Origin of the sequence: Micromonospora sp. NPDC005367 (genome assembly GCF_040606825.1) — a bacterium.
GTDB lineage: Bacteria > Actinomycetota > Actinomycetes > Mycobacteriales > Micromonosporaceae > Micromonospora.
The window spans coordinates 1-14,484 of the sequence record NZ_JBEXFP010000081.1; the positions used below are offsets into that span (position 1 = coordinate 1).

Consider the following 14,484-nt stretch of genomic DNA (forward strand, 5'->3'; position numbering starts at 1 on the left):
GCCCCCCGCCCCCCGCTGGCCGCGTCACCCCCCGGCGCCCCCCAACCGGGGCCCCCGGCGCCGGCCCCCCCGGGGGGGGGGGCGCCCCGGCGCGCGGGGCGGCCCCCGACCCTGGGACCAAGGGTCAGGGGCCCGAGGAGGGTCTTCAGGTCGCGGTGACAGGCTGCAGCCGCGGCCCCCCGGTACGCTGCTCGGCCGCCGCAGGCGGCGGCTCGGCGTCCTCGGGTGGGCCGGAATCGGGCGTCTGGAACAGGTAGCGGACGAACTCCGCCCCCGCCTCGTTGTCGTCCGCACCCGGCCACTGGCCGATGCAGTCGACCCCGATGACCTCCCGGCCAGTGCCGTCGGCCTCTTCCAGCAGGGCCCACAGGCTCACCGGGTAGCAGCGGGTGGCTTCGGGTGCGATCTGCCAGCGGGCGTACCAACCCGGCCGGGCTGGGACGATCTCGACGATCCGCTTCATGACGACCTTCCCTTCCGCGTGCCTCGGAAGAACTCCGGTCCTGGCTTGATCGTGCGGCCCGGGCGGGTGAGCGCCCCTCACCCCGCCCGGATGAAGCCGCCGCCCGCGGCGGCCGCCCGGGCCGGTGGCGTCCGTTTCGTGGTCGGCGACGCCGGGAAGGCGACCGGCGGAACCACGACTCCAGCGGAAGGGGCGTCACCATGCGCAAGCAGATGGAGGGCGACAACCAGCGCCGCCGAGCCCTCGCACGGCAGGCTCGGGAGCAGGGCCGGCAGCCGAGCGAGACGGGCGCCAGCCTGAGCGCCTCCAAGCAGCTCACCAGCCTCGACCGGGGCAAGCGCGTCGGGCCGCCGCCCGCCGGTGTCCGGCACAAACCGGACAGCACCCGGGGCGGTCCGTCCCCGCCCCAGGCCGGTACGCCGACCAACCCCCGGCCCCGGGTGGCGCCGGGTATGAACACGGGCGGTACGACGGCGATGGGTTACCACGCCCTCGTCGACGACGTTCGGCGCCGAGCCGGTGTCGACTTCCGTACGGCCAAGGTCGGCGCCGAGGCGACCGTGCTGGTACTCGCGTTCGCGCTGGACGAGGCGGAACGACGCCGCCTGCTCTCAGCCGTGCCCACGTCGCTGCACGACGTGCTGCCGGTGGACGGGATCAAGCAACGCCGCGACGTGTCCGGCTTCCTCGCCGAGGTGGGACGGATCAGCGGCAACACCCCGGAAGAGGCCCGCTACCAGGCGGAGGCGACGCTGGCCGCGCTCGCCGACGCCGACGGTGACCTCGTCGAGTCGTTGCACGTCCCGGACGGCCTACGGGAGCTGCTGGAACCGACACCGGTCGGCGGTGGCGTGGTGGGTGCCAGCACCTCCACCGCCCCACTCACCGAGGCGGAACTGACGGCGGTGCTCGCCGGCCTGCCGTACTGGTCCGGTGGCAGCGACGGGCTGCACCGGGTGGTGGCGCTACCGGCCGACAACCTCGACCGGGTGCTCGACCGCATCGAGCGGCTCCAGCAGGAGAACGGACGCGCGCCGACGATTTCCCGGCCCGGCCCGACGGCGGCCGTGCTGACCGTCCGGTCCACGCGGGCGGGCGCGGTGACCGCGCAGGACGTGGATCTCGCCCGGCAGGTCGACGCCGCCATCGACGAGGCGGGCGCCGGGATGGCCAACGGCTGACGGCGGGGACCGGCGGGCCGATCAGGGTCCGCCGGTCCCGCCGCCCCCGGTGGTTCGGACGTCGGCTACCGTGCCGGGCATGGACCGCGCCGCCGACCGGCTGGAGCTGGTCACCGACCCGGCGCGGCCAACCGGACGCCTGCTGTTCGCGGCAGGCGTCGAGCAGTCGTACGTCGACGTCCACGACCCTCGCCACCTGCACTTCGAGTACGTCCGCCGGATGGCGGCCGTGACGGACCTCGCGGCTCCCGCCGGCACAGCGCTCTCCGTACTGCACCTCGGCGGCGGCGCGCTCACCCTCCCCCGGTACCTCGCGGCCACCCGACCCGGGTCGGCGCAGCTGGTGATCGAGCGGGACCCGGCGGTGATCGAGCTGGTCACCCGGGAACTGCCGGCCCTGCCGCCGCAGGTGCAGGTGCGGATCGACGACGCGCGCGCCGCGGTCACCGCCGAACCGTCGGCCCGGTACGACCTGGTGCTCGCCGACATCTACCGGGCGGCCCGGATGCCGGAGCACGTGCGCACCGTCGAGTTCGTCGCCGAGGTGGCCCGGACGCTGCGACCCGACGGCGTCTACCTGGTCAACGTCACCGATCTGCCGCCGCTGGTGGCCACCCGGGTACACGTCGCCACGCTGCGTGCGGTCTTCCCGGACGTGTGTCTGGTCGCCGACCGCCGGATGCTGCGCGGCCGCCGGTACGGCAACCTGGTGATCGCCGCCGCCGCGCGCCCTGGCCGGCTGCCGGTGGCCCGGATCTACGCCGCCGCCGTCCGGGACCACGTACCGGGCAACGTCCTGAACGGCGCCGCGCTCGACACGTTCGTCGCGGGGGCCAGACCCGCCGGCGACGGCTGAGCCCGGGTTTCCGGAGCCCCGGCCCGGGTAGCCGCGCCGGATGAGGGACGCCGACGACCGGAGGACGGCCAGACGGGCGTTGGTCGTCATCGGGTTGGTGCTGGCCACCCTGCTCCTGCTGGCGTTCCTGCGCGCCACCAGCCGGATACTGATCTGGACCGTCGTGGCGGCCTTCTTCGCGGTGGCGCTCAAGCCCTTGGTCGACCTGGTGCAGCGCCGGCTGATCCGGCGGCGCGCGCTGGCCACCCTGCTCGTCTTCACGATCACCTTCGTCGTCCTCGCCGCGCTGGCCGCGCTGATCGTGGTGCCGCTCATCGACGACCTGGTCCGGTTCACCGAACGGGCGCCCGAGCTGCTGCGCGAGGCGCGCGCCGGGCAGGGTCCGGTGGGCCGGCTGATGGACCGGATCGGGCTGCGCGACTACCTGGCCAACCACTCCGATCAGATCCGCCAGTACGGCGAACGGCTGCGCCAGCCCGCGGTGGGGGTCCTGCGCAGTGTCGCCGAAGGCGTGTTCGGACTGACCACCGTCATCGTCCTCGCGTACCTCATGGTCCTGGAGGCCCCGCGGATGACCCGTGCGGCGCTGGCGAGGGCCGGTGAGGCGCGGGGTGAGCGGTGGCGGCGGGTCGGCCGGGAGATCTCGCGAACCGTCACCGGCTACCTCACCGGCAATCTGCTGATCAGTCTGATCTGCGGCCTGCTGACGTTCCTGGTGCTGCTGCTGGCCGGCGTACCGTTCGCCGCGGTGATCGCCCTGCTGGTGGCGATCGCCGACCTGATCCCACTGGTCGGCGCCACGATCGGCGCGATCATCGCGATCGGGGCGGCGTTCCTGCACTCGACCACTGCCGGCATCGTCGTGCTGGTCTTCTTCGTGATCTACCAGCAGATCGAGAACCACCTGCTGCAGCCGGTCATCCTGTCCCGGTCGGTACGGCTGGACCCGCTGACCGTGCTCATCAGCGTGCTGCTGGCCGCCGAACTGGCCGGGCTCGTCGGGGCCCTGCTCGCCATTCCCGCCGCGGGCATCGTGCGGATCCTGCTGCGCGAGTACGCCCCCCTCCGCCGCACCCCACCACCCACCCCCTGACCCCCGCCCCGGCAGGGGCACAGTTTCCTTCCCGGAGAGAGTGCCCATCCTGGCGCGGATGGGCACTGTCTCCGGGAAACAGCGTGCGTCGGGCTCGCCTCGCGGTCAGGGGCGGCGGGCGGGGACTTCGGGGGTGGTGCTCTCCAGCGGCACCGCGTTCGCCGGGATCAGGCCGAGCTGCACCGCGGGGCGGGGCAGGGTCGCGTCGAGCAGCCAGTCCGCGCTGATCCGGCTGCGGTTCGCGGGCATCGCCAGCAGGTGGTAGCCGCGGGTGACCGTCTTGGCCGGCAGGCCGGCCAGGTTGACCTTCAACGGGTTCGCCGCGGCGTCCTTGCCGCCGAGGTCGACCACCCAGCCGAGGTCGTGGTGCCGGTACGGCCGGCGTTTCCCGTGCCCGTAGGAGGCGGCGATGTTGTGCGCGGCCAGCTTTCCCTGGCGCTGGGCGTGCTGCGCCGTCATCGCGCAGATCTGCCCCGGTCGGGTCAGGTCGGGGACGGCCGCCGCGTCGCCGCAGGCGTACACCTCGGGGAAGCCGGGGACGTTGAGGAACTCGTCGGTGACCAGTCGTCCCCGGTCGGTCCGCAGTCCCAGTTCGGCGACGAACGGGTCCGGGCGGACCCCGACGCACCAGACCAGCGTGCACGTCGGCACGTACTCGCCGTCGGTGAGCTTCACCCCGTCCGCGGTCGCCTCGGCCACCGAGGTGCCCATCCGCACGTCGACACCCCGGCGTTCGAGCACCCGGTGCGCGGTCGCCGACATCCGCTTGTCCATCTCGGGAAGCACCCGCGGGGCCACGTCGAGCAGCATCCACTTGGGGCGCTGGGTGAGCCGTGGGCGCTGGGCGTGCAGCGCGTCGGTGAAGAGCTGTCCGTGCGCGGCCACCTCGGTCCCGGTGTAGCCCGCACCGACCACCACGAAGGTCGCCCGCGCCTGCTGTTCGGCCGGATCCTCGGCCTGCTCGGCCAGCTCGATCTGCCGGACCACGTGGTCGTGCAGGTAGAGCGCCTCGGGCAGACCACGGAAGCCGTGCGCGTACTCGGTCACCCCGGGGATCGGCAGCAGCTTGTTGACGCTGCCGACGGCGAGCACCAGCCGGTCGTACGCGAGGCGGTTGCGATCGCCTTCCGGCTGGGTGAAGCCCACCCAGCGGTTCTGCAGGTCCACCTCGTCGGCCTCGCCGATCACGACCCGGACCCCGTCGAGGGTGCCGGTCAGTGGCACCGCGATCCGGGTCGGCTCCACCACGCCGGCCGCGACCTCGGGCAGCAGCGGCAGGTAGAGGAAGTAGTCCGTCGAGTTCAGCAGCACGATCTCGGCCCGGCTGCCGGCCAGTCGGCTCAACGTCTTCGCCGCGTGGTAACCGGCGAACCCGGCCCCCACGATCACCACACGAGGCTTCGTCATTGCGATCACGTTCCCGCGGACACGGCGGACAAACGTGGCCTCAGCCGGGTAGGTCGGGCGAGCCCCGCACCCGAACCCGACCACATTCATGCTCGGCGATCTAGACAGGGACCACCATCGATGGCGAGGATGCGGTCATGGGAAATGACGACAGCGGCGTCCGGTCCACGAGGCCCACCCGCCGCACCCTCCTGTCCGCTGCCACCGCCGCCACCGCGGCAGCCGTGGCCGTACCCGCGCTCACCGAGCCGGCCCGCGCCGCCGCCGGCGACGACAAGACGCCCGGCCCCGGCCAACCGGTGCGGCCGCAGTCCCCGGACCGCGAGCTGCGTGACCTGCTCCGCGCCGTCGACCAGCACCGGATCGAGGAGATCGTCCGCCGGTTGGCCGCGTTCGGCACCCGGCACACCCTCTCGGCGCAGGACGACCCCGAGCGCGGTATCGGCGCCGCCCGGGACTGGATCTACGACCGGATGCGGGAGTACGCCGCCGCCTCCGGCGGCCGGATGACCGTCGAACTCCAGTCGTACGTCCAGCAGCCGGCGTCCCGGATCCCGGTGCCCACCCGGATCACCAACGTGGTGGCGACCCTGCGCGGGGAGACGTCGCCGAACCGGACGTACGTGGTGACCGGCCACTACGACTCCCGGGCCACGAACGTGATGGACGCGGTGAGCGACGCCCCGGGCGCGGACGACGACGCGTCCGGGGTGGCGGTGGTCATGGAACTGGCCCGGCTGATGGCCACCCGCCCCACGGGGGCGACCATCGTCTTCGCGGCGGTGGCCGCCGAGGAGCAGGGCCTCTACGGCTCCGCCCACCTGGCCCAACAGCTCAAGGCCGCCGGCGCCGACATCCAGGGCATGTTCAGCAACGACATCGTGGGCAGCAGCACGGCCGACGACGGCACTCGCGACCCGCGCGTCGTACGACTGTTCGCCGAGGGCGTGCCGACCGCGGAGACCCCCGGGGAGGCGAACACCCGCCGCTCGGTCGGCGGGGAGAACGACTCACCGTCACGGCAGCTCGCCCGCTTCGTCAAGGACGTCGCCGACAACGGCGCGACCGGCATGGACGTCCGGGTGATCTACCGCCGGGACCGCTACCTGCGGGGCAGCGACCACATCTCGTTCCTCGAGCAGGGCTGGCCGGCGGGCCGGTTCACCGAGCCGCACGAGGACTTCGCGCACCAGCACCAGGACGTGCGGACGGTGGACGGCAAGCAGTACGGCGACCTGCCGGAGTTCTGCGACTTCGGCTACATCACCCGGGTGGCCCGGGTGAACGGCGCGGCGCTCTGGTCGCTCGCGCAGGCGCCCGGCACCCCGAAGGGGGCGATCATCGTCACCACCGACCTGACCAACAACACCACGCTGCGCTGGCAGCGTGGCATCGAGCCCGACCTGGCCGGCTACGAGGTGCTCTGGCGCGAGACCACCGCCGCGGAGTGGCAGAAGGTGATCCCGGTCGGCGACGTCACGCAGGTCACGGTCGATCTGTCCAAGGACAACGTCTTCTTCGGCGTACGGGCGGTGGGCCGCTCCGGCCTGCGCAGCCCCGTGGCGTTCCCGCGCCCCGGCAGCTGAGCTTCCGGGGAAGTCGGCCTCACCCGAACCGGGTGGGGCCGACTCGCCCGGGCACCTCCTACGGTGGCGTGGAAGGAGGCGAGGTGATGAGCATGCCGATGTCCAACGACCAGCGGCAGCCGATCTACCTGCGGCAGAGCGGGCGCAAGCAGCTCACGGCGCGGCAACGGCGGCGGGTCGAGCAGAAGCAGGGTCGCATCGAACGCCTCGGCGGCCAGGCGAAGCAGACACGCGGTCCCGGCCGCTGAGCCGGGCGACGCGTACGGCCCGGCCGGGCGAGCAGACGCCGGCCGGGTCCCGGCCGGCGGTGGGCCTCACCGAAGCTGCGGGTGACGGCTCAGGGCTTCGCGGTGATCGCCCAGCGCTCGTGGTCACGCCACACACCGCCGACGAACAGGTAGTCCGGCGAGAACCCCTCCAGCCGGAAGCCGAGCCGCTGGGCCATCCGCTTGGACGGCTCGTTGCCCGGCTGGATGTTCGCTTCGAGCCGGTGCAGGCCGAGCACCGTGAACGCGTGCTCGATCACCAGCCGGACACCGGCCGACGCGTGCCCCGTGCCGCTGTACGGCAGAAACGCGGCGTAGCCCAGGTAGCCGCCGCGCAGCGCGCCCAACACGATGCCGCTGATGTTCGCGTACCCGGCGATCGCGCCGCTGCCCCGGTCACAGATCAGGTACCCGTCGTTCTCTCGCCGGCGGTTCTTACGCAGGTACGCCGCGTAGTCCTCGGGGGTGTCCGGGGCCGCGAGCCAGGGATGGTGCAACTCGCGGCTGCGCCGGGCCGCAGCGATGAACTCGCCCTCGTCTGCGGGTCGGGGGCGGCGGATGCCGACATGTCCGTCGGTACGCAGATACCTCACGGCGGATCACTCTGACGAGCCGCCGCCACGACTTCCACCGCATTCCACGCCGGTGTGACCGACGTCTCCGCGCGACGTGGCGGCGTGGTGCCGGGCGGCACACGACCGACGGAGTTCGGGCTGCGCGATCCGCCCGCCGCCAACGGCGACCGAGCCCGGACGGATCACATAGGTCCGGGATGCGGCTGGTCGAGCGGCATGGGCACCTGCAGGAACGTCATTCCGCGCATGTCGAGCCGGGCCCAGTTGGGCGAGCGGACGAACCGGAGCATGACCTGGGCGCAGTTCGGGCAGCGCCCGATCAGCCCGGGCGCGTGGCTGTACACGCGCATGGTGCCCAACGGGCCGAGCGTTCCGCAGTTCTCGCACCGCCCCGTGGCCCCGCTCAGATCGACGGCGAACAGCTCGCGCAGCGCCCCGTCCATCATGTTGCCGTCCAGGTAGGACATGTCGGTCATCGGTGTCTCCTCGCCGGTCAGCCGGTCGGCCCGAACCGTTCGGTCTTCACGCGCCGCGTCTGGTGCCCCAACCCGACGAGCAGGTCGGCCACGGTCTCCACGAACCCGGTCGGGCCACAGACGTAGTTCACCGGTTCCAGATCGGGCGGCCAGCCGTGATTGTTGACGTCGGCCAGCGCGATGCGGTGCGGGTCGCCCCGCCAGTCGTCCGGCGCGCTGCGGGTGTACACGTACGCCACGTCCAGGCCGAGGTCGTCGCGGCCGCGCCGGCGCAGCTCGTCGGCGTAGATGACGTCCTCCGGCGTGCGTACGGAGTAGAGCAACCGGAACGGCACCCGACTGCCGGCCGCCCGGCGGGCCCGCAGCATCGCCATCAGCGGCACGATCCCCGAGCCGCCGCCGACCAGCAGGACGGGCGCGGTCTCCTCCGGATGCCACACGAACCAGCCACCGACGGGCCCGCGTACCTCCACCGGGTCGCCCTCGCCGTAGACGTCGATGAGGTACGGCGACACTTCACCGTCGGGCACCCGCTGCACGGTCAGTTCGATGCGCGGCCCGCCCGGGCCGTCCACCATCGGCCCCGCGATCGAGTACGAGCGGGCGGTCTGATATCCGTCGCCGGCGGTGAGCCGGACGTCGAGGTGCTGGCCCGGCAGGTGCCCCGGCCAGCCGGGCACCTCGAGCACGATGGTGTGCGCGGTCGGGGTCTCCACCCGGCGTTCGACCAGGCGGGCGACCTGCCAGGTCAGCGGGGCGCGCGCCGGTGAGCGCACCGCGGCGGCGCGCTCAGTCACCCTGGTACCGCTGTTCGCGCCACGGGTCGCCGTAGTCGTGGTAACCGGCGGCCTCCCAGAATCCCGGCCGGTCGGCGGTCATCAGCCGCAGACCGCGCACCCACTTGGCGGATTTCCAGAAGTAGAGGTGCGGCACCAGCAGGCGGGCCGGACCACCGTGCTCCGCCGGCAGGTCGCCGCCCTCGAAGGTGTGCGCCACCCAGGCCCGTCCGCCGCGCAGGTCGTCGAGGGGAATGTTCGTGGTGTAGCCGCCGTAGGAGTGTGCCGTCACGTACGTGGCGTCGGTGTCGACACCGTCGAGCAACGTGTCCACCGAGACGCCCTGCCAGGTGGTACCGAGCTTGGACCACCGGGTGACGCAGTGGATGTCCACCTCCGGGGTCTCCTGTGGCAGCGCCATCAGCTCCGACCAGGACCAGCGGTACTCGGCGCCGGTCTCGGTGGTGATGACGAACTCCCAGCTGTCCAACGGCACCTTCGGCGTCGGCCCCGCGGAGAGCACCGGAAAGTCCTGGGTCAGGTACTGCCCCGGAGGTAGGGCCGGCTCCGATGAGCGGGGCCGACCCTCGAAGCCTGGCGACACGATTCCCACCACACAGTCGTACCACCTGTGCCGGTTGGCCCGGGACCGTTCCCCACTACGGTGTGACGATTTCCGCCTGCCGTGGACGGTGGCCCGGAGACGGCACCGACCACGGTGGTTGGTCACCGTCGCTCGACAACCACCTCGCGTTCCTCCGGCTCCTGGGTGCGGGTGGCGCGCAGGCTGGTGACCGTGACGATCGCGAGGACGGCGATGATGACGCCGAGTGAGGCCAGCGTCGGGATCTGCGGCACGCCCTTCCAGACGCCGTGCGCCCAGTGCAGGCCGAGCTTGACGCCGATGAATGCCAGGATGACCGCCAGGCCGTAGCTGAGGTGGACCAGACGGCTGAGCGCCGCGTGCAGCACGAAGTAGAGCGCGCGCAGGCCGAGCAGTGCGAACGCGTTGGTGGCGAAGACCAGGTACGGGTCCTCGGTGATGCCGTAGACGGCCGGCACCGAGTCGACCGCGAAGACCACGTCGGTGGCGAGTACCGCCACCACCACGAGCGCGAACGGCGTGAGCGCGCGCCGTCCGGCCTGCCGTACGGTCATCCGGGTGCCGTGGTAGTCGTCGACGACAGGCATGAACCGCCGCAGCAGGCGGACCGAGCGCATCTTGTTGATGTCCACCTCCTGCTCGTGCCCGGTGAGGGCGTCGCGCAGCAGCTTCACCGCCGTGGCGATGAGGATGATCGCGAAGAGCAGGAAGGCGAAGTCGAGCGTCTCCAGGACGGCCGCGCCGAGAGCGATGAACACCGCCCGCAGCGCCAGGGCGCCGGCGATGCCGTAGAGAAGCACCCGCTGGGCGAGCACGGCGGGCACCGCGAACGCGGCCAGCAGCAGCATGAAGACGAACAGGTTGTCGACGGAGAGCGACTTCTCCACCAGGTAACCGGTGAGATACTGCACGCCGAGCTCGGAGTCGTAGCGGTTCCACACCCAGGCGCCGAAGGCCAGCGGCAGAGCGATGTAGAACGCCGACCAGGCGAACGCCTCGCGGAGGGAGACCTCGTGCGGGCGGCGGGTGACGAGGAAGTCGAGCACCAGCAGCGCGAGCACGCCACCGATCGTCACCGCCCAGAGGGTGGGGGTGCCGACCGTCGACAGCTCCGCAGCGGACAGGTACGACAGCTGGGACATAGGGCCTCCTCGAACACCGTGCCATGTTCGAGGTCTCCTTCACCCACTCCCGTGGGCAACCACCCGAGGCGTGCCTGGCACGCCGTACTGACCGGAATGGTTCGTGGGAAGTACTCCCCTCGCGGGTCAAGGTTAGGTCAGCCATCGGCCTCACGCCAGCCGGGGGCGTTGTCGCGTGTCGATGGTTGCCCAGGTCAACCGCATTGCGGCTACGAAATTCCGGCCGATCGAGGATCGACGTACCCGGATATCGGTCCGTCCCACCCGTCCGGTGTCTGCTCAGTGGCCGCTACGGCGCAGGGTGGCCCCGGGCGCCATGGCCGGCTCCACCATCTCCCGGTAGTCCCGCGGTAGCTGGGTCATCACGTCGTCGAACTCGCCTGCGGTGATCGCCTCGCGCAGCGTCGTGAGGACCGCCCGCACGGCGTCGCGAGCCGCGGCCTCGTCGACATCGGCCCGGAACGCGACCCGGGCGATGAACTCGCCCGCCCCGAACCGGTCGGCCGCCTCGATACGCGGGCTCGGCTTCAGCACCACCTGCAACGGTTTGGGCAGCTGGGCCGCCAGGTCCAACACCTCGCCCCCGGTCAGCCGCTCGGCAAGCGTCTCCAGGGTGGCCGAGGTCAGTGCGACGGCCCGCTCGGAGGACACCTTTGTCCGATGTGCCACCTGGTCGATGAAGGTGTCGTGGTTCATCGCGTGCTCCTCGCCGGCTGCGTCGAAGTCTCCGGGTACCCCCTGACCGGTTCCGGAAACGACGCGGGATCGCTCCCAGGCCGGCCGGCGCGGGCGCGGTGTCATCGACCTGCTCGGCGGTTCGCCGTTCGTCCGCAGCCCGGCCGATCCGGACGGACAGGATGTTCCGCCCTCCCCCGCTCGGCGATTTTCCGGCGCCGTCGGCGTGACGGCCCGGCAGGCGGGTAACCGCCGCCGGTCGTGACCGCATCGATGCCCCGAGGAGCCGACGCCATGGCGAGTTACGCCGACGTCCTGCAGTACCTGTCGAGCCTGGACTACCCGGCCGAGAAGGACGACGTGATTCGGGAGGCCGAGCGGGAGGGAGCGCCGCCGGACGTGCTGAAGGCCCTGCGGGCACTGCCGCCGGTGGACTACGCCAACGGCAACGAGGTGGCTCGTTCCGCCGGAATCGAGGCCGCTCCCGAGCTCAGCGCGTCACAGCGAGCGGCGCAGGCCCGCGACCGGCACCCGCGCGTCTCCCAGCACCTGCGCGGCATCTGACGCGGACCCCGCCCGTGCCCGTCCCAGTGCGGGTCCGGGCGGCGGCGGACGACCGGACGGTGAGGTTCCTCGTACGAGGCCGACCGTCCGGTCCGGCGCATGCCGCACGAGAGTCGATCAGCGTTCGCCTCGAACAGGCGGGCGCCCCGGGCCACGAACCGCGACCTGGGGCGCCACACAGAACCTGCCCTGGTGGCCGGGCGGCCCGAACCGGGCCGCAGCCACCACGCAGCCCCTACGCCCGAACCGGGCAAAGGCATGACTGCCTCGATCATCATACAGTTCGCATCGTCCGAACGGTCACGAACGCTGCGACTGTGGGCCAGCCCACGTCACCGGTTCAGCTCATTACCTCCGCGTAACGTTTCTCCAGGTCGACCCGGGCCAGCGCGCCCACCAGCCAGGCGAGCCGTTCCGACTCGCCGCCGCCGGCAAGCCCGGCCAGGTCACCGGCGGAACGGCCGAGCCCGAGCCGACGCGCCGCGGCCAACGCCCGCCGGTCAGCCACCGGCGCCACCTCACGCCAGAGCGCCTGCGCCTCCCGCAGGAACAACTCGACCACCTGACCATCCACCCCGGGCAGCTCCGTGAGCAGCTTCCGCTCCTGACGCGGGTCGTACTGCGCCTTGGCGCGCAACCGGCGCAGATCACCCCGGTACCGATCGACGACGGTACGGGCGAGATCGCCCAGCATGCTGGCGAGAGCGTCGACGTCACCGCGCTGACCGGCCTCACGCAGCACCCGCACCCGGTCCTCGTGCAGTGAGCGGGCCAGCCGGGCGGCACTGTCCCAACCCGCCTCCCGCAACCCCCGTGCGCTCTCCACCGCGCGCCGGAAGTCGCCCCGCCGGGACAGCAGCGCCGACAGGTAGAGCAGCTGGAAAAGGCTCGACGGATTGTTGGTGACCTGGAAGCCGTACTGTTCGGCGAACCCGCGCCCGCTGCCGGCGAGCCGGCGCACCAGGCGCTTCTTGTCCTCGATGCTGGAGATCGGCATGGATGCGACTACCCGCGCCGCCGCCGGTCACACTCGTCCGGCGACTGCGCGGGACGGACCCCGGTCGGGTCGACCCGGTTGACGGCGATCCCAGCGGGACCACCGCGACGCCGGGTCAGCCGTGCAGACCGCCACTGCGGTCGCGAGCCTTGAGCCGGGTCGTCGGCAGCGCCGGGGCGGGCAGCGGCGGCGCCGGATCGTCGGCGACCACGCCGAAGCGCCGACCCGCCATCCAGTCCTCACGAGCGGCCGCCACCTCCTCGTGCGAACGCCCGACGAAGTTCCACCACATCACGAGCGGCTCGTCGAAAGGCACGCCACCCAGCAGCAACAACTGGCTGCCGGGCATGCCGCGCAGCATGAGCTGGTTGCGCCCCACGCCGAGGTAGAGCAGCGCCCCCGGCTCGAAGGACACCCCGTCGACCTCCGCGGCGCCGGACATCGCCAGCAGCCCGTACTCGAAGTCGGGTCGGAGCGGCATGACAGTCGGCGCCGCGCCGGTCAACTCCAACTGGGCACCGACGAGTGGGGTGTGCACCACCGCCGGCGACCGCTCCCCCGCGATCTCGCCGACCAGCAGGGTCGCGTCCAGCCCGCCGTCGCGCCAACGGGGCAGATCGGCGTGGTGGGCGAAGTCGGGCGCGCCGGCCCGCGCGGAATCCGGCAGCGCCACCCAGAGCTGCACGCCGTGCATCACCGGCGGGTGCGTCGACGGTGACCGTTCCGAGTGCGCGATACCGTGCCCCGAGGTCATCACGTTCAACTGGCCGGGCCGGATCGGCTGCACGCTACCCAAGCTGTCCCGGTGCAGGATCTCACCGTCCAGCAGCCAGGTCACCGTCTGCAGGCCGGTGTGCGGATGCGGCGGCACCTCCATGCCGGGCCGCTCGGCCACGTCGTCCGGCCCGAAGTGGTCGACGAAGCACCAGGCACCGACCATCCGCCTCTGCCGCTGCGGCAGCAGCCGCCGTACCGTCGTGTACCGACCCAACGGCACGTCGTGACCAGGCAACAGCACGCTGCCGGGATCGACCGCAGCCACGCCAGGTGGCCGGGTCTCCGCCGGCAATGATTCCGTACGCTTCACCGCCCGACTGTACGCTGAGCCCTCGCATCGGCGAGCGTCTTCCCCGCCCGTTCGCGGACCCCGCCCCGCGTGCCCGGCCCGCACCTCGACGACCGGACCCTTCCGCTGACCAGAGGCCCGCGCCACGGCGAACGCCCAGCTGGTTGGCGGTGCCGACCGACTGGGCGCGGATGCGCGCTGGCTGGCCTATGAGGCCTGTTTCATGGGGCTCGCCCGAGCGAGCCGAGGCCCAGGCGGCGGTCCGGCAGGGCGGACGTTCGTCCGGATACCGGTGTTGTTTCCGGACGAACCGACAACGCCGCCGGTCGTCGACCGGGGCCGGCGCAGCCGGGCACGGTCTCATGGAACAGGCCTTAGTTCGGCCGTGCATGGATGCGCCGCCGGCTGGCCCCGGCGCGTTTGTGTGTGGAGATGCTGTTGGCCGGCACCCGCGTTCGGGTGCCGGCCGGCGGTTCGAGCTCGTGTGTGGTTGTCAGCTGTTCCAGTGCTGGGCGACGAGATCGGCGGCCTGCTGTTCCCACTGGGCGTAGGCGTCCGGGTAGGCCGACACCTGCACCGTCTGGGCGGCCTGGGTCAGCGGCATGTCATGCCAGCCGTCGACCTGCTTGAGACCCTTCAGGAACGCGGTGGTGGCGTACTGCGGGTCGGTGATCTGCTCCGGGCTGCCCCAACCCGAACTCGGGCGCTGCTGGAACAGGCCCAGCGAGTCGTGGTCGTTGGCGTCGCCGAGGTGGCC

Annotated in this window: 16 protein-coding genes and 1 pseudogene; 6 read left to right on the plus strand and 11 right to left on the minus strand. The window is 72.2% G+C overall.

Features of this window, described 5'->3' with window-relative positions; genetic code table 11:
• Nucleotides 1–145: 145 nt before the first annotated feature.
• Nucleotides 146–463 (minus strand): hypothetical protein, encoded by a 318-nt coding sequence (locus ABZS42_RS31075; protein WP_355151397.1) that lies wholly within the window; start codon nucleotides 461–463, stop codon nucleotides 146–148.
• Between the two features lie 200 nt (nucleotides 464–663).
• Between ABZS42_RS31075 and ABZS42_RS31080 the strand changes: the two genes are divergently transcribed.
• The 3 genes from ABZS42_RS31080 to ABZS42_RS31090 all read left to right on the plus strand — a co-directional run bounded on the left by ABZS42_RS31080 (nucleotide 664) and on the right by ABZS42_RS31090 (nucleotide 3,593).
• Entirely contained in the window at nucleotides 664–1,644 is a 981-nt protein-coding gene (locus ABZS42_RS31080) for a DUF2267 domain-containing protein (protein WP_355151399.1), read from the plus strand.
• Between the two features lie 79 nt (nucleotides 1,645–1,723).
• Nucleotides 1,724–2,500, plus strand: a complete 777-nt coding sequence (locus ABZS42_RS31085; protein WP_355151401.1) for a fused MFS/spermidine synthase — start codon at nucleotides 1,724–1,726, stop codon at nucleotides 2,498–2,500.
• Between the two features lie 40 nt (nucleotides 2,501–2,540).
• On the plus strand, nucleotides 2,541–3,593 hold the full coding sequence (locus tag ABZS42_RS31090; protein ID WP_355151403.1) for an AI-2E family transporter: 1,053 nt from the start codon (nucleotides 2,541–2,543) through the stop codon (nucleotides 3,591–3,593).
• A 105-nt stretch (nucleotides 3,594–3,698) separates the two neighbouring features.
• Here the strand turns inward: ABZS42_RS31090 and ABZS42_RS31095 are convergent, their stop codons facing one another.
• Entirely contained in the window at nucleotides 3,699–5,000 is a 1,302-nt protein-coding gene (locus ABZS42_RS31095; RefSeq protein ID WP_355151405.1) for an NAD(P)/FAD-dependent oxidoreductase, read from the minus strand.
• A 137-nt stretch (nucleotides 5,001–5,137) separates the two neighbouring features.
• Between ABZS42_RS31095 and ABZS42_RS31100 the strand changes: the two genes are divergently transcribed.
• Both ABZS42_RS31100 and ABZS42_RS31105 read left to right on the plus strand, forming a co-directional pair.
• Nucleotides 5,138–6,586: a M20/M25/M40 family metallo-hydrolase gene (locus ABZS42_RS31100; protein WP_355151407.1), complete on the plus strand. Its 1,449-nt coding sequence runs from the start codon at nucleotides 5,138–5,140 to the stop codon at nucleotides 6,584–6,586.
• Between the two features lie 86 nt (nucleotides 6,587–6,672).
• The gene (locus ABZS42_RS31105) at nucleotides 6,673–6,834 is read left to right on the plus strand and encodes a hypothetical protein (RefSeq protein WP_355151409.1); all 162 of its coding nucleotides are present in this window, start codon (nucleotides 6,673–6,675) and stop codon (nucleotides 6,832–6,834) included.
• Nucleotides 6,835–6,923: 89 nt separating this feature from the next.
• On the opposite strand, the gene ABZS42_RS31110 is transcribed toward ABZS42_RS31105, so the two are convergent.
• From ABZS42_RS31110 to ABZS42_RS31135, 6 genes are all read right to left on the minus strand, one after another.
• A complete protein-coding gene (locus ABZS42_RS31110) occupies nucleotides 6,924–7,445 on the minus strand; it encodes a GNAT family protein (RefSeq protein WP_355151411.1) in 522 nt (173 codons plus the stop codon).
• 164 nt (nucleotides 7,446–7,609) lie between these two features.
• A complete protein-coding gene (locus ABZS42_RS31115) occupies nucleotides 7,610–7,903 on the minus strand; it encodes a DUF6510 family protein (RefSeq protein WP_355151413.1) in 294 nt (97 codons plus the stop codon).
• Nucleotides 7,904–7,920: 17 nt separating this feature from the next.
• A complete protein-coding gene (locus ABZS42_RS31120) occupies nucleotides 7,921–8,679 on the minus strand; it encodes a ferredoxin reductase (RefSeq protein WP_355151425.1) in 759 nt (252 codons plus the stop codon).
• 13 nt (nucleotides 8,680–8,692) lie between these two features.
• Complete coding sequence (locus ABZS42_RS31125; RefSeq protein WP_355151415.1) at nucleotides 8,693–9,283, minus strand: sulfite oxidase-like oxidoreductase; 591 nt, start codon at nucleotides 9,281–9,283, stop codon at nucleotides 8,693–8,695.
• 122 nt (nucleotides 9,284–9,405) lie between these two features.
• On the minus strand, nucleotides 9,406–10,425 hold the full coding sequence (locus tag ABZS42_RS31130; RefSeq protein ID WP_355151417.1) for a TerC/Alx family metal homeostasis membrane protein: 1,020 nt from the start codon (nucleotides 10,423–10,425) through the stop codon (nucleotides 9,406–9,408).
• Between the two features lie 279 nt (nucleotides 10,426–10,704).
• Nucleotides 10,705–11,121, minus strand: coding sequence for a DUF2267 domain-containing protein (locus tag ABZS42_RS31135; RefSeq protein ID WP_355151419.1), 417 nt, complete (start codon nucleotides 11,119–11,121; stop codon nucleotides 10,705–10,707).
• A 273-nt stretch (nucleotides 11,122–11,394) separates the two neighbouring features.
• Between ABZS42_RS31135 and ABZS42_RS31140 the strand changes: the two genes are divergently transcribed.
• On the plus strand, nucleotides 11,395–11,664 hold the full coding sequence (locus tag ABZS42_RS31140; protein WP_076473096.1) for a DUF2795 domain-containing protein: 270 nt from the start codon (nucleotides 11,395–11,397) through the stop codon (nucleotides 11,662–11,664).
• A 340-nt stretch (nucleotides 11,665–12,004) separates the two neighbouring features.
• Here ABZS42_RS31140 and ABZS42_RS31145 read toward each other — a convergent pair whose 3' ends face one another.
• The 3 genes and pseudogenes from ABZS42_RS31145 to ABZS42_RS31155 all read right to left on the minus strand — a co-directional run.
• Nucleotides 12,005–12,661 (minus strand): hypothetical protein, encoded by a 657-nt coding sequence (locus tag ABZS42_RS31145; RefSeq protein ID WP_355151421.1) that lies wholly within the window; start codon nucleotides 12,659–12,661, stop codon nucleotides 12,005–12,007.
• A 115-nt stretch (nucleotides 12,662–12,776) separates the two neighbouring features.
• On the minus strand, nucleotides 12,777–13,748 hold the full coding sequence (locus ABZS42_RS31150; RefSeq protein ID WP_355151423.1) for a pirin family protein: 972 nt from the start codon (nucleotides 13,746–13,748) through the stop codon (nucleotides 12,777–12,779).
• 472 nt (nucleotides 13,749–14,220) lie between these two features.
• Nucleotides 14,221–14,484: pseudogene (locus tag ABZS42_RS31155) on the minus strand (hypothetical protein); the annotation flags it as partial.

Coding starts and splice junctions, on each gene's coding strand:
- ABZS42_RS31115 (WP_355151413.1), bottom strand. CDS start 7,903: ATGACCGACATGTCCTACCTGGACGGCAACATGATGGACGGGGCGCTG.
- ABZS42_RS31105 (WP_355151409.1), top strand. CDS start 6,673: ATGAGCATGCCGATGTCCAACGACCAGCGGCAGCCGATCTACCTGCGG.
- ABZS42_RS31095 (WP_355151405.1), bottom strand. CDS start 5,000: ATGACGAAGCCTCGTGTGGTGATCGTGGGGGCCGGGTTCGCCGGTTAC.
- ABZS42_RS31130 (WP_355151417.1), bottom strand. CDS start 10,425: ATGTCCCAGCTGTCGTACCTGTCCGCTGCGGAGCTGTCGACGGTCGGC.
- ABZS42_RS31085 (WP_355151401.1), top strand. CDS start 1,724: ATGGACCGCGCCGCCGACCGGCTGGAGCTGGTCACCGACCCGGCGCGG.
- ABZS42_RS31140 (WP_076473096.1), top strand. CDS start 11,395: ATGGCGAGTTACGCCGACGTCCTGCAGTACCTGTCGAGCCTGGACTAC.
- ABZS42_RS31090 (WP_355151403.1), top strand. CDS start 2,541: ATGAGGGACGCCGACGACCGGAGGACGGCCAGACGGGCGTTGGTCGTC.
- ABZS42_RS31075 (WP_355151397.1), bottom strand. CDS start 463: ATGAAGCGGATCGTCGAGATCGTCCCAGCCCGGCCGGGTTGGTACGCC.
- ABZS42_RS31100 (WP_355151407.1), top strand. CDS start 5,138: ATGGGAAATGACGACAGCGGCGTCCGGTCCACGAGGCCCACCCGCCGC.
- ABZS42_RS31080 (WP_355151399.1), top strand. CDS start 664: ATGCGCAAGCAGATGGAGGGCGACAACCAGCGCCGCCGAGCCCTCGCA.
- ABZS42_RS31135 (WP_355151419.1), bottom strand. CDS start 11,121: ATGAACCACGACACCTTCATCGACCAGGTGGCACATCGGACAAAGGTG.
- ABZS42_RS31145 (WP_355151421.1), bottom strand. CDS start 12,661: ATGCCGATCTCCAGCATCGAGGACAAGAAGCGCCTGGTGCGCCGGCTC.